Origin of the sequence: Exiguobacterium sp. s161 (genome assembly GCF_018619045.1) — a bacterium.
GTDB classification, from domain to species: domain Bacteria; phylum Bacillota; class Bacilli; order Exiguobacteriales; family Exiguobacteriaceae; genus Exiguobacterium_A; species Exiguobacterium_A indicum.
The window spans coordinates 163,824-177,119 of the sequence record NZ_JACSNH010000003.1 but is presented as its reverse complement, the minus strand read 5'-3'; the positions used below and the strand labels follow the sequence as shown (position 1 = coordinate 177,119).

Annotated in this window: 13 protein-coding genes; all 13 read right to left on the bottom strand. The window is 47.8% G+C overall.

The features are described from left to right. Positions 1-16: 16 nt before the first annotated feature. Positions 17-1,813, bottom strand: coding sequence for a DNA primase (dnaG, locus tag KNQ14_RS10450; protein ID WP_023467510.1), 1,797 nt, complete (start codon positions 1,811-1,813; stop codon positions 17-19). A 146-nt stretch (positions 1,814-1,959) separates the two neighbouring features. Further along, positions 1,960-2,769 carry a pyruvate, water dikinase regulatory protein gene (locus KNQ14_RS10445; RefSeq protein WP_047396410.1) on the bottom strand — a complete coding sequence of 270 codons (810 nt, stop codon included), beginning with the start codon at positions 2,767-2,769 and terminating at the stop codon, positions 1,960-1,962. A gap of 12 nt (positions 2,770-2,781) precedes the next feature. Continuing rightward, positions 2,782-3,411 (bottom strand): transcriptional regulator CcpN, encoded by a 630-nt coding sequence (gene ccpN, locus KNQ14_RS10440; protein WP_029341036.1) that lies wholly within the window; start codon positions 3,409-3,411, stop codon positions 2,782-2,784. A 21-nt stretch (positions 3,412-3,432) separates the two neighbouring features. Further along, the gene (glyS, locus tag KNQ14_RS10435) at positions 3,433-5,493 is read right to left on the bottom strand and encodes a glycine--tRNA ligase subunit beta (RefSeq protein ID WP_214860966.1); all 2,061 of its coding nucleotides are present in this window, start codon (positions 5,491-5,493) and stop codon (positions 3,433-3,435) included. Then, positions 5,486-6,376: a glycine--tRNA ligase subunit alpha gene (gene glyQ / locus KNQ14_RS10430; RefSeq protein ID WP_029341034.1), complete on the bottom strand. Its 891-nt coding sequence runs from the start codon at positions 6,374-6,376 to the stop codon at positions 5,486-5,488. The genes glyS and glyQ overlap by 8 nt, the downstream gene beginning before the upstream one ends. A 288-nt stretch (positions 6,377-6,664) precedes the next feature. Beyond that, positions 6,665-7,414 carry a DNA repair protein RecO gene (gene recO, locus KNQ14_RS10425; RefSeq protein ID WP_214860965.1) on the bottom strand — a complete coding sequence of 250 codons (750 nt, stop codon included), beginning with the start codon at positions 7,412-7,414 and terminating at the stop codon, positions 6,665-6,667. Between the two features lie 3 nt (positions 7,415-7,417). Continuing rightward, entirely contained in the window at positions 7,418-8,326 is a 909-nt protein-coding gene (gene era / locus KNQ14_RS10420; protein WP_214860964.1) for a GTPase Era, read from the bottom strand. Beyond that, positions 8,319-8,717, bottom strand: a complete 399-nt coding sequence (locus KNQ14_RS10415; protein WP_023467498.1) for a cytidine deaminase — start codon at positions 8,715-8,717, stop codon at positions 8,319-8,321. Before KNQ14_RS10415 ends, era begins: the two co-directional genes overlap by 8 nt. Before the next feature lie 48 nt (positions 8,718-8,765). Continuing rightward, on the bottom strand, positions 8,766-9,083 hold the full coding sequence (locus tag KNQ14_RS10410) for a diacylglycerol kinase (protein ID WP_241492327.1): 318 nt from the start codon (positions 9,081-9,083) through the stop codon (positions 8,766-8,768). Positions 9,084-9,112: 29 nt separating this feature from the next. After that, positions 9,113-9,589 carry an rRNA maturation RNase YbeY gene (gene ybeY / locus KNQ14_RS10405; protein WP_029341033.1) on the bottom strand — a complete coding sequence of 159 codons (477 nt, stop codon included), beginning with the start codon at positions 9,587-9,589 and terminating at the stop codon, positions 9,113-9,115. Continuing rightward, positions 9,586-11,643 carry an HD family phosphohydrolase gene (locus tag KNQ14_RS10400; RefSeq protein WP_055966923.1) on the bottom strand — a complete coding sequence of 686 codons (2,058 nt, stop codon included), beginning with the start codon at positions 11,641-11,643 and terminating at the stop codon, positions 9,586-9,588. Before KNQ14_RS10400 ends, ybeY begins: the two co-directional genes overlap by 4 nt. A 36-nt stretch (positions 11,644-11,679) precedes the next feature. Next, positions 11,680-12,642 carry a PhoH family protein gene (locus KNQ14_RS10395; protein ID WP_023467492.1) on the bottom strand — a complete coding sequence of 321 codons (963 nt, stop codon included), beginning with the start codon at positions 12,640-12,642 and terminating at the stop codon, positions 11,680-11,682. Positions 12,643-12,813: 171 nt separating this feature from the next. Further along, positions 12,814-13,284: a hypothetical protein gene (locus KNQ14_RS10390; protein WP_023467490.1), complete on the bottom strand. Its 471-nt coding sequence runs from the start codon at positions 13,282-13,284 to the stop codon at positions 12,814-12,816. Positions 13,285-13,296: the final 12 nt, after the last annotated feature.

Sequence of the window (13,296 nt, the reverse complement as noted above, 5' to 3'; positions counted from 1 at the left end):
CACATCATGCAGCAGGTCATCGATCTTTTAAACGACGCTTCCGTTCTATGATCGCCTGCATCAGCTCCGCTTGAGCACGGATATCTGTTTGTTGATTCAATCGTGACTTTTCTTCTTCTAACAACCGACGTTGCTGTTCATTTTGGACGGCACGAATGTAGTGACTGAGTAAATCAGGATCATATTCAGGCATTAGCATGAACTCTAAATCCGCTACGATTCGTTGCAAAGAGGCGTCGTGCAACATCGTCAAAAAACGATCAGGACTTCCTTGCGTACCTGCTCCGTAAAATTCATATAGCTTGCCGGCAATCAATTGGTGTGCCGGATCATTGAATTGGACACCTAGTTGCTCTCGCACTTCAAGACATACTTCTTCTGAACGGATCATGTAGGCAAGCAAGAAGCGTTCTGCCTTCTTCCAGTTCGCGAACGTTCGGTCAGGAGGTGCTGTCGGTAGAGCAGCTGGGCGATCGGAAACGATTTGTTCTCTCTTCGGTTGTTGGACGGTTGGACGCACTTGTGCGATCAAGGAGTCTTTCGAGAGTTTGAACTCCTCAGAAAGTTTTCCTAAATAAATGTCCCGTAACAACGGATTGGATGTTCGACCAATCTCTTCAAGCATAGTTTCAATATATCGAACGCGTTCTCCTTCTAATCGCAAGTTTTTTCCTTGTCGAAAATAAAAAGATTTGAATTCAAGACTTGAAACCCGTTCTTGTTCGATCCAGTGTAAAAACGTCTCTTCGCCCTGATTACCAATGAAGGAATCCGGGTCTTCGCCATCCGGTAAACGGATGACGGAACAGTCGACGGCAACGGCTTCAAGCAACTGTAGGGCTTTTAACGTCGCAGCGCGTCCTGCCTTGTCTCCGTCATAACAAATAATGACTTCATCGACGATACGTGCTAGGTTTTGGGCATGAACCGGTGTTAAGGCTGTTCCTAAAGAAGCTACCGTATAAGGTATACCCGCTTGAGCGACACGCACAACATCAAGATTCCCCTCAACGAGAACGACTTGTTTAATTTTGCGCATCGCTCCTCGTGCTTGAGCAAATCCGAATAACAGTTCACTTTTATTGAACAAAGGTGTTTCCGCTGTATTGACATACTTCGGATCACGACCATCAATCGAACGTCCACTAAATCCGACGATCGTGCCATCACGATCGGAGATAGGGAATACGACTCGACCGTTGAATCGATCTCGATAATCGCCATCGCGTCCGATTGAAATCAATCCCGCTTCGACCATCTCATCTAAATCAAACCCACGTCGTGCCAAGGAATCCACTGTAAAACGATCTTGATCCGGTGCATACCCGAGTCGGAACTCACGCATTGCACCTTCACGGATACCGCGATTCTCTAAATAGATCCGCCCCGCGTCGCCTGCTTCCGTTTGAATCAACACCTCATGATACAACTCGGTGACGATTCGATGTGCTTCGCGCATCCGGAACTTCTTTTCCTGTTCAGGTGTCGATTCCGATTGTTCGAATCGGTCCGGCTCCAGTTCCGGAAGTGTGACATCACTGCGATCCGCTAATTTAGAGACGGCTTCCTTGAAACTCATTCCTTCTGTTTCCATGACGAAAGTGATCGCGTTTCCACCTGCACCACATCCAAAACAGTAGTACATCCCTTTATCAGGAGAAACAGAAAAGGAAGGTGATTTCTCAGAATGAAACGGGCAAAGCCCTGAATATCGATTCCCTTGTTTTTTTAATTCTACACGTTCTGAAATCAATTCGACGATGTCCGTTGCTTGGCGGACCTGATCGACGATTTCATCAGGAATTCGCTTCATTCCGTCCTCTCCCCTTTCCTTGAGAACTTATCCTTACATGACCATACCCGCAATGAAACGGAACGATGACTCGTTCCGTTTCATTAGAAAAAGGGCATTATCTCATTTATCAGCTAAACAAGTATACTATGTTCCTGACTGCTTGACTAGTCATGCGCTTTCCCAGAAATTCCGGTCAAAATCAGGTTCGCCGTTTCCTCGACTGCTTTATTCGTCACGTCGATGACTTGGCAACCGATTCGTTCGTATAAATTCCGTGCGTATTCGAGTTCCCGGTTGATTCGGTCCATCTGCGCGTATGCTGCTTCTGGTTTGAGTCCTAATGAACGCAGGCGCTCCATTCGGATGTCGATCAACTTTTCCGGTGAGATGAGTAGTCCAAAACATTTTTCTTTTGGAATATCGAATAGCTCCGCTGGCGGGATCGATTCAGGTACGAGTGGTACGTTCGCTACTTTATATCGCTTCAAGGCCAGATACTGCGAAAGTGGTGTCTTTGATGTACGCGACACCCCGATCAAGACGATGTCCGCACGTTTGATACCTTTTGGATCACGTCCATCGTCATACTTGACAGCAAATTCGACCGCTTCGATTTTTCGGAAATATTCCTCATCTAAGCGATAGATTAATCCTGGTTCTTCCTTCGGTTGCATCTGCAAGCGATCTTCCATCGTATCAAGCAATGGACCAAGTAGATCAATCGCTTTTACACCGTGGGCACGCGCTGTGTCTGCAAGCAGACGACGATGGGTCGCATGAACGATCGTAAAAGCGATCGTCGCTTGTTCTTCTTTCGCATGAAGAACCAAGTCATAAATGACTTGATCATCATCGACGAACGGAATGCGGACCGTTTCGATGGCTTGTTCCGGGAATTGGATTGCAGCTGCGCGGACGACGAGTTCACACGTCTCTCCGACAGAGTCACTCACGACATAAATCCGTTGACGCATCAGGAACCCTCCTTAAATTTCTTCATCACGTGCTAAAGCTACTAACACTTTCGTCATGTTCGTCTTCGTCATTCGACCAACGACTTTCAAGACGCCGTTCTCCTCTTCGACGACTGGCATTGAATCAATCTGTTTTTCGATCAGTTTCATACCGGCACCAATCAACGTCTCCGATTTTTCACAGACCGTCAAATTCGGCATCCGTGTCATGATGATGTTGACCGGTAACGAATCTAATTCTTGATTACCGATTGCCGCACGTAGAAAATCCTTACGTGACAACACACCGACTAACGCATGGTCCTTACTGACGACGAACAGCGAACCCACATCTTCAAGGAATAAGTGAACGATCGCATCGTATACGGTCATCCCTTCATGAATGACCTTTGCCGACGACATGAATTCGCCGACGGTCAAGGTGTCGAGTTTCTCATGAAGCATGGACGCATTTTTCTTTCCAACGTACATATAGCCGACACGTGGACGCGCTTCTAGCATGCCGGTCATCGTTAAAATCGACAAATCGGGTCGTAATGTCGCCCGTGTCAGGGAGAGCGCTGCAGCAATCTGCTCTCCCGTGATCGGACCATTCTCTTTGACGATTTGGAGTATCTTTTTTTGCCGTTCATTTAACTTCATCGGCTCATCCGTCCTTTTTCTTTACGCTAAAGTAAGTGCATTGAACCGGGCGACTGATTCGATGGCTTGCGCAAATCGTTTCATTTCGCTAAGACGGTTCGTACGGACCGTTTCGTCGTCCGTCATGATCATCGTACCGTCGAAGTATGCTGTGATCGACGGAACGGTTGCCTCAAGTGCCTCAAGCGCTCGTTCATAATCAAGTGACGCGATCGCTTGATCGACCTCTGGTAAGGTCTTCTCAATCGCCTCATGTAACGCGCGTTCCGCATCATTTTCAAAGAGCGCTGGATTAACAGTTGTGACGTCTTCTGCTTTTTTCGAGATGTTTAAGACACGGCTGAGTTGTTCGACCGTTTTCTTGAACGATTCTTTTTTCGTCGCACTTTCAAGCATCGCAGCACGCTGCTCATTCGCTTCGACTGTCAACGTATGATCAAGAGCGGCTTCGACGACATCATGACGGAAGTTCATTTCCGATAGACGGTATTTCAAGCGTTGTGCAAAGAAGTCTTGTAATGCAGCTTGAACTTCTTCGGCATCCTTCGCGTAAAGACCTGCTGCCACCTGTTCTGAAACGACGAAGGCAATCAATTCAGTCAATGTCAGATTCAACTTACGATCTGATAAAATCTGAACAATCCCTTGTGCTTGACGACGCAATGCGTACGGATCCGCTGATCCACTTGGAATCATACCGACACCAAAGAATCCAGCGACGCTGTCCATCTTATCGAGAATCGCATAGAGTGTTCCTGTTGGTGTTTCCGGACTTGCATCCCCCGCGAAGCGTGGCATGTAATGTTCACGAATCGCAGCCGCGACTTCTGGATCCTCATTCTTCATGTTCGCATAACGCTCACCCATCAGACCTTGTAATTCTGTGAATTCATAGACCATTTGACTGACGAGGTCGAATTTATAGATCTGTCCTGCACGTTCGACACGTGTTTTGTCTGCACCGACACGATCTGCAAGTGCGAGTGCCATCTGACGGACGCGACGGACTTTTTCGCCTGTCGTTCCTAATTTTTCATGGAAGACGATTTTATCAAGACGTTTCGCCTGTTCATCGATATCTGCTTTTTTATCTTCTTCATAGAAGAACTGCGCATCTGCTAAACGGGCACGGATGACTTTTTCGTTTCCGCGTGCGACGTTTTCAAGATGTATTGCGTTTCCGTTTCGTACCGTCACGAAATAATGGAGCAACGCCCCGTCACGTTTGACCGGGAAGTAACGTTGGTGTTCCTTCATCGTCGTGATCAAGACTTCTTCTGGTAACTCAAGATACGCTTCATCAAATGCACCGAACAAGGCTGTCGGATACTCGACGAGGTTCGTGACTTCTTCAAGTAAAGACGCATCGATCGGCACTTCGAATTGTTCGCGTGCCGCAAGCGCTGCAATTTGTTCTTCGATCAATTGACGACGTGCTTCGTAACTGACGATGACGTTTTCTCCTGCGAGCGCTTCAACATAAGCGTTCGGACGCAGGATCGTGATGTCCTGCCCGAGGAAACGATGTCCACGTGATGTCCGACCTGTTTCGACGGATGCGACTTCAAACGGGATGACTTGATCGTCAAGCAGGGCAATCAACCAACGAATTGGACGCATATAACGTAACGATTGTGTGCTCCAACGCATGTTTTTCGGGAATGTCATCGCTTCGACGACTTGTTTTAGTCCAGGAAGTAGATCGGCTGTCGCTTGTCCGACTTCCTTACGTGTCGCATAGAGATACTCGACTCCTTTTTCTTCTCCAAGGAAGAGATCGTCCGTCGTTAACCCTTTACCACGCGCAAACCCTTCGGCTGCTTTCGTCCAGTTCCCTGCTTCGTCCATCGCGATACGTTTTGCTGGTCCTTTTAATGTCTCTTCGAGGTCACTTTGACGTGCTGCGAGACCTTTGACATACACTGCAAGACGACGTGGTGTCGAGAAGGATTCGACGCTTGTGAACTCAATCCGAGCTTCTTCAAGGAAACGCGTCACGCGTTCCTTGAGTTGTGTTTCGGATTGAAGGACGAATCGAGCCGGCATCTCTTCTAAACCGATTTCAAGTAATAATTCATGCATGTGACTCACCTGCTTTCGACTTGATCAATGGGAAGCCAAGACGTTCCCGTTCTTCGATGAAACTTTGCGCACAACGGCGCGACATGTTCCGGACACGATGGATGAATCCTGTACGTTCCGTGACGGAAATCGCCCCCTTCGCGTCAAGAAGGTTAAAGGTATGTGAACATTTTAAGATGTAATCATACGCTGGGAAAACGAGGTTCTCGTCCAAGGCGCGATTCGCTTCTTTTTCATATTGATCGAACAACGTGAAGAGTAAGGCGACATCTGACGTTTCAAACGTATACTTCGAATGTTCGAACTCCGGTTGATAGAAGATATCACCGTATTTGAAGCCATCCGTCCAAACGAGATCAAAGACACTCTCAACGTCTTGAATGTACGACGCAAGACGCTCGATTCCATAAGTGATCTCGACTGCGATCGGATTACACTCGATTCCACCGACTTGTTGGAAATACGTGAATTGCGTGATTTCCATTCCGTTCAGCCATACTTCCCAGCCGAGACCTGCAGCACCGAATGTCGGGTTCTCCCAGTTATCCTCTACGAAACGGATATCATGTTCGAGTGGGTTGATACCGAGCAACTCGAGACTTTGTAAGTACAATTCCTGAATGTTGTCAGGTGATGGTTTCATGATGACTTGGAATTGATGGTGTTGATACAGACGGTTCGGGTTTTCCCCGTAACGACCGTCAGCCGGACGGCGTGATGGTTCTGTATAACAAACGTTCCATGGTTCTGGTCCGAGACTCCGTAAGAACGTCATCGGATTCATCGTACCGGCTCCTTTTTCTACGTCGTATGCTTGCATCGTCAAGCAGCCTTGTTCTGCCCAAAATTTTTGTAATGTCAAGATCATGTCTTGTACTGTCATCTTCACGACTTTCACCTCCGAAATGATTAAGGAACGCAAAAAACGCCCCTATGTACAACAATCGTTGCACATAGGGACGAGACGAGCCCGCGGTTCCACCCTACTTGCATGCATCGCATGCCACTCTTTTTGACAAAGAACACTCCGAAACGCCATTCGCGCCCCTCTCACTCCCAGCTCGCACCACCCTGGAATCGCTTGATTGAGAAAAAGACGGTACTCCTTTTCGTCATCGTGTTCATTTAGTTGCTTCTACCGCATTTATTCTACCGAACCCGCTTGTTGCTGTCAATCGTTGCCGAAATTAATCAACTGGTCGAGGACACGTTTTGAACGTAGGCGTAACCCGCTGTAGCGTTCCATATAAGCATCCATGATTTGACGCAGTAGACGCTTCGTTTCCGGCTTCACCGTCACGGTCCCGATTCGCGAGAAATCATAGACGGAAAACACGTAGAGCATCTTCGCGACTGCCTCTGACATAAAGACGGCATGTTCATCCTCATGACGGTGCCGGCGACAGAGTAGACCGCCGTGGTGTAACGAAAAAGCAAACGGTGCTTCAGCACTCCCGCAAATCGTACAGCCGTTCAAGTGCGGCGCAATCCCTAGATGACGCAACAGGCGCAACTCGATGATGAAAGAGACGACGTCGGGATCAAGTCCTTCATCCATCGCCTCCAGTCCTTCAACGAACAAATCATAGAGTGCCGGTTGCGGCACTCGTTCATCAAGCGCTTTATCTGCCAGCTCCAGTAGATACATCGCATACGCCATCAAGACGACATCTTGCCGGATATGCGCGTGGCTCGTGATGACGTCTGCCGATTTTAACTGACCGAGACCACGTGACCGTGGATAGATATAGACGGCTCGAACGAAAGGCTGGCTTGCCGCGTTGAAACGACTACCCGGCTTCTTCGCTCCTCGCGCCATGACGGCGAGCTTGCCGTATTCACGTGTCAGTAGCGTGACGATCTTATTCGATTCACCGTATACGACCGTTCGTAGTACAAGCCCTTCCGCCTTATCGATCATCGCTTAATACTCGTCATCGCGGAAGCCAAGTTCACGCAATTGACCGGCCTTGTTACGCCAATCCTTTTGGACTTTGACCCACAAGTTCAGGTAAACTTTTGTTCCGAGTAACATCTCGATGTCCGTTCGTGCTTCGGAGCCGATTTCTTTTAGAAGTGCTCCGCGTTTACCGATGATGATTCCTTTTTGGGAATCGCGCTCGATCAAGATCGTCGCATGGACATCGACCATGTTTCCATTCTCACGCGTCTTGATTTGATCAATCGCGACCGCGATTGAGTGTGGTACTTCATCGCGTGTCTTTTGCAAGACTTTCTCACGAATCATCTCTGAGATGATGAAACGCTCCGGGTGGTCAGTGACTTGATCCTCCGGATAATACATCGGTCCTTCCGGTAAGATCTTCGCGATTTCTTCAAGTAACGGTCCGACGTTGTTCCCTTGAAGCGCAGAGATCGGAACGACTGCCGCAAACTCGAGCTCATTTTTATATGACTCGATGATGGGCGGAATATCATTCGGATGAATCAAATCGACCTTATTCATGACGAGGATGATGGGTGTATCGAGTTCCTTCAATTTTTCAATGATGAAATCGTCACCTTTTCCTTTTGGTTCCGTCACGTTGACCATGAATAAAATCGCATCAACTTCACGCAATGCGTTCGTCGCGACCTTCATCATGAAGTCGCCGAGTTTATGTTTTGGTTTGTGAATCCCTGGTGTATCGATGAAAATCGTCTGAACGTCTTCTGTCGTATAGACACCTTGGATCTTGTTTCGCGTCGTTTGTGGCTTATCAGACATGATGGCAATCTTTTGTCCGATGACACGGTTGAGGAATGTCGATTTTCCGACGTTCGGGCGTCCGATGATCGAGACAAAGCCCGATTTGAATCCTTCTTTAAACATGTAAATCCCCTTTCGTGAATGCTCCTGGTAAGAGGGCACCCACTGTTGTTTCTGTGACATCCCCTTTAAGGTTCGTCAAATAGATTGGCATATCCGCGTCACACATCTCTGATAGCACTTGGCGGCATTGTCCGCACGGTGCGACCGGTCCTTCCGTGTCCGCAACGACAGCCATCGCTGCATACTCGCGCGCATCCTGTGCCCACGCAGAGAAGATTGCTGTCCGTTCTGCACAGTTACAAAGACCATATGCAGCGTTTTCAATATTGCAACCATGGAAGACTTGTCCGTCTTTTGTTAGTAGAGCAGCACCGACTTGGAATTTCGAATATGGAACATACGCTTTTTCGCGTGCACGTTTAGCTTGTTCGAGTAATTGTTCTGTTTTCATGTGAGTATCCCCTTCTTAGGAACGGTATTGGCCAAAAAGGCCGGATTCTTATTGTACCAAATATGGGATGAAGATGCATAGTGCAATTGCAATAGATGTAAGCGCCAACACAAGAACAGCTCCACTTGCAATATCCTTGACTGCTTTTGCCAGTGGATGCCATTCCTGCGTCACGAGATCAACGACGCGCTCAAACGCTGTATTGAACATCTCGGCACTGATGACGATCCCGACCGTCAAGAAGAGGATCGCTCGCTCGACAGACGTCAAGGGTAATAGAAAGGCGACAAGCAACACGATGGCACCAACTGTCACGTGAACTTTCATATGCCGTTCTTCTCGAATCGATTGGCGCAATCCGTTCATGGCATGTCGAAACGGTTGCCACCAGCTTTTCACAATGTGCCCCGATATAACTCGAAGTGATGCAGGATTTCCTCCTGTCGCTTCGTCATGACTTCCTCATCTGCTTTTTCAATGTGATCGTATCCGAGTAAATGGAGAAAACCATGGACAGCGAGGAAACCGAGCTCTCGCTCAAAATGATTCCCATACTCTGCCGCTTGTTCACGACACCGTTCTACGGAAATGATCAAATCGCCGAGGACGATTGGTTCGTCTTCGAGCAATCCAAAATCGATTTCATCTTCTCCGAGTTCTTCCATCGCAAAGGAAATGACGTCTGTCGCCTGATCCTTTCCACGCCATTCACGATTGATTTCTTGAATCTCATCGTTTGAGACGAAAGTCACGGACAACTCACTATTTGAATCGACTTCTTCTTGTTCCGCCGTGTAAATCAAAATCGATTCGACAAGCTGTCGTTGTTCTTCCGTTAGACGATTATTTTCGTCTGTCATATAAATATTCATGTCGTTGCCTCTTTCTTTAATTCTGGATACTCGATTCGTTCATGGAACAAACCGGATAAGGTATGACACGCACTTTCACCAACGCGATAAATCTCACGTGTCGTAATGTCACATTCCGCAAATTGATCATCCATCATCTTTTCACGAATGATTTTCGCGACCAAGTCCCGAATTCCTTCTTCTGAAGGAGCTTTCATCGAACGAACTGCCGCTTCAATCGAGTCAACGATCATGATGACCGCCGCTTCACGAGTTTGTGGTTTCGGACCCGTGTAACGGAACGTCTCCTCATCGACCTCACCTTGTTCTGCTGCCTTGACATAAAAGTATCTCAGCAGAGAGGTTCCATGATGCTGGCGGCAAATATCGATGATCGCTGCAGGCAGTTTTGCGTCTTCGAGTAATTCAACACCATCCTCGGTATGTGCCAAGATGACACGTGCCGACTCTTCCGGTGTCAATCGATCATGGGGATTGCGTCCATGCTGGTTCTCAATGAAATAAAGCGGTCGTCGCGTTTTCCCTAAATCATGATAGTAGGCGCCGACTCGTGCAAGCAAGCCATCTGCTCCGATTGCTTCACAGGCTGTTTCTGCTAGGTTCGCGACCATCATACTATGATGGTACGTTCCCGGTGCTTCAACTAATAGTTTTTTGAGTAACGGATGCGTCGGGTTCAACAGTTCGAGTAGACGGGTCGGTGCTAAAATACCGAACGTCATCTCAAGAAACGGCAATAGTCCAATTGCTAGGACGGCACTCAAGATACCACTCGCAATCGCAAAACCGATTAAAATCAGCGTTTCTCGTAGTTCGAACGTACCACTTCGTAACAGGACGAATGCTAAGAAAATCGCGATGTTTGCTCCGGCAATCGAAACACTGCTCATGAAAATACGACGTCGTGACAAACTAGAGCGCAGGAAAAACGTTGCGACTAAACCACCGACCAATAAATAGATTGCGATATTGAAGCTGAAGTTCTGGTTCGTACTATAGAAGAACGTTCCGGCAAGCGCCGTAAACAGAGAACTCGATAATGCAATCCGTTCGTTCAATAAATTGCGCAAGACGAGCGCAGCAAAAGCGGTCGGCGTGAGTAAGTAAAATGCTGGATTGATGTCGTCTGCTAAGAACGCCATACCATACATGACGAGTAATTGTAGACTGACGACGAGGTAGACAAGCCCGAATAATCGAATCCGCCCCATTTGAGCGTATCGCAGTTTTGAACGGTGAATGAATCCAAATAAAAAGGCAGTCATCAACGCACTGACAAGCATCGCCCCGAGTAACGGTTTCAACGACTGTCGATCAGAAATCAAGCCGACTAATTGTAGCTGACGATAGGCATCTTGTGAAATCACTTCGCCTCGTTTAACGATCACTTCGCCTTCTGAAATGATGACTGGTTCAACTTTATCACTCGTCTGCTTACGAAGCTGTTCCGTCTTTTCCGGATCATAGACGTAGTTCGTCACGATCAGTTGATCGGTCATCGCTTTAGCGACTGCTTTTAGCGAAAAGGACAGTGGCGAACGTTCAATATCCGTTCGCGCATTCTCACGTGCCTCCGCTACTTCACCACCATCAGACGAGATACGTTGACGCATCGCTTCTTCAATCGCGGTGATGACGACGTCACGTGTCGTATTCCGTAGTGCTGTCGTCGACGTCACAAGCAAGCGTAACTCATCATCCTTCAAAAGAGTTGCCGCCTCCGTTCCACGCAGACGCTGTTTGATTTTACCGATCTCATTTGTTTTTTTGATACCAGACAAACTCGCAAAAAGTTGTTCGACTTTATCAATTTGTTGTGCTGCATACTCTTGTTTGATCGTATACTGACTCTCGATTGCAGCAACCGAATTTTCCTTGATTTGATTTGTTGCAACCCGGTCCTCCATCGTCAAGGGTGACCGGATATCTTCTTCTGCAATTGAGAATGGTTCTGCGGACAAGGCTTCTGGCCGAACACTGACATACATCATCGTCGATACGACGAGATAGAATACTACTGTCAAAAGCCCGACCCAGACCCCAACCTTGCGCATATCATCTCCCCCTTTTCCATCTATTTTCGTAACGGCTTAGGTCAAATCCTGACTATAAGCATCAACGATTTTTCGGACAAGTGGGTGACGCACGACATCCGCTGAGCCAAAGTGCTCAAAATGAATCCCTTTGACATTGCCGAGCAAATGTAACGCTTCTTGTAGACCAGACGTTTTTCCTCGCGGAAGATCGACTTGTGTCAAATCGCCTGTGACGATCATCTTCGAATGGAATCCGAGACGCGTCAAGAACATCTTCATTTGTTCACGTGTCGTATTTTGCGCTTCATCAAGAATGACGAAGGCATGTTCAAGTGTCCGTCCACGCATGTAAGCGAGCGGCGCGATCTCGATGACGCCACGCTCAAGCAGACGAGCCGTATGTTCGACACCAAGTACGTCATGTAGCGCATCGTATAGAGGACGTAGATAGGGATCGACTTTTTCTTTCAGATCCCCTGGAAGGAATCCTAGATTTTCTCCTGCTTCTACTGCTGGACGCGTCAGGACAAGTCGTTTGACGTGACCTTCCTTTAACGCTTTTGCCGCCATCACGACAGCAAGATACGTTTTTCCGGTTCCCGCTGGTCCAATACCAAATGTCAAATCACAGCGGTCGATTCCCCGAACGTAACGTGCTTGACCGAGTGTCTTTGCACGAAGTGGTTTTCCTTTATGATTCGTATGAATGACCGTATCGTAAAGTTCCAGTAGTTCATCCACCCGATCTTGACGTGCCAGTTGAATGGCGCTCGTCGCGTCACGCTCCGTCAAAACAGCTCCACGATTCACAAGTTGTTTCAAGACGCCTACGACCTGTCCTGCTAAGATTACAGACTGCTCCTGTTCGGATTGTGCCAACAGCTCATCTCCTCGATGCGTAAGCTGAACGTCAAGTTCTGCTTCCATCGTACGTAAGACTGCATCATTCGGACCGACGAATGCTTGAATCTGTTCTGAATTCGAAAATGCAAATGGGATTCTTTCGTTGAATATCACGTTGTGAATGGCCTCCTAGTCATGGATAACAAGTTGTCATCGCTTCATATCTAATCTCTTCCACTTTAGCACTTCCGCCGAAAAGATGGAAAGAAAAACCCGTTCCCACCTTTTGGGAAATAAAAAGAGTCGATCCTACGCGTTTCGTAGGATCGACTCACTGTCTAATCATCATCGTTTTCGTTTTGAAACGGGTGCACCCAGAACCTCACTCCAGACGATGGCACGACGCATTTCATCCTGTGAGAGTCTCGTCGCTGATGCTGAACGACTCGACGTTCCAATAGCACCGTCTGCGACGCTATCTTTGATTTCACCGATCGTCGAAGAGGACATCCCTTTTTTCGAATGTTGTTTCTGACGCTGGTCCAAACGTTGTTGCAATTCCGTTCGTTCATGAACGGGTCGCGCTTTTGTTTGCGTTACCCCCGGTTGTTTCTTCGCGGGTGCTTTTTTACGAACGACAGGTGGAGGTACCATCTCTTGTCGCGCCGTATCGACCTGTTCGGTTATTTGTTTCACATAGTCGCCGAACTCCTTTGAAGGTGTCCGGTTCGTCTGCTTCGGTTTTTTATCCGCTGCTTTTGAGATGACGGAGATGACACCGAATGCGATCATCAATCCGACCCATATGATATCCATACCGTCTCACCC

What these genes read in the sequence shown, in the direction of transcription:
- dnaG (WP_023467510.1), bottom strand. Translation starts at nt 1,813, where the DNA reads ATGAAGCGAATTCCTGATGAAATCGTCGATCAGGTCCGCCAAGCAACG.
- KNQ14_RS10445 (WP_047396410.1), bottom strand. Translation starts at nt 2,769, where the DNA reads ATGCGTCAACGGATTTATGTCGTGAGTGACTCTGTCGGAGAGACGTGT.
- ccpN (WP_029341036.1), bottom strand. Translation starts at nt 3,411, where the DNA reads ATGAAGTTAAATGAACGGCAAAAAAAGATACTCCAAATCGTCAAAGAG.
- glyS (WP_214860966.1), bottom strand. Translation starts at nt 5,493, where the DNA reads ATGCATGAATTATTACTTGAAATCGGTTTAGAAGAGATGCCGGCTCGA.
- glyQ (WP_029341034.1), bottom strand. Translation starts at nt 6,376, where the DNA reads ATGACAGTACAAGACATGATCTTGACATTACAAAAATTTTGGGCAGAA.
- recO (WP_214860965.1), bottom strand. Translation starts at nt 7,414, where the DNA reads ATGATCGATAAGGCGGAAGGGCTTGTACTACGAACGGTCGTATACGGT.
- era (WP_214860964.1), bottom strand. Translation starts at nt 8,326, where the DNA reads ATGTTTAAAGAAGGATTCAAATCGGGCTTTGTCTCGATCATCGGACGC.
- KNQ14_RS10415 (WP_023467498.1), bottom strand. Translation starts at nt 8,717, where the DNA reads ATGAAAACAGAACAATTACTCGAACAAGCTAAACGTGCACGCGAAAAA.
- KNQ14_RS10410 (WP_241492327.1), bottom strand. Translation starts at nt 9,083, where the DNA reads ATGAACGGATTGCGCCAATCGATTCGAGAAGAACGGCATATGAAAGTT.
- ybeY (WP_029341033.1), bottom strand. Translation starts at nt 9,589, where the DNA reads ATGAATATTTATATGACAGACGAAAATAATCGTCTAACGGAAGAACAA.
- KNQ14_RS10400 (WP_055966923.1), bottom strand. Translation starts at nt 11,643, where the DNA reads ATGCGCAAGGTTGGGGTCTGGGTCGGGCTTTTGACAGTAGTATTCTAT.
- KNQ14_RS10390 (WP_023467490.1), bottom strand. Translation starts at nt 13,284, where the DNA reads ATGGATATCATATGGGTCGGATTGATGATCGCATTCGGTGTCATCTCC.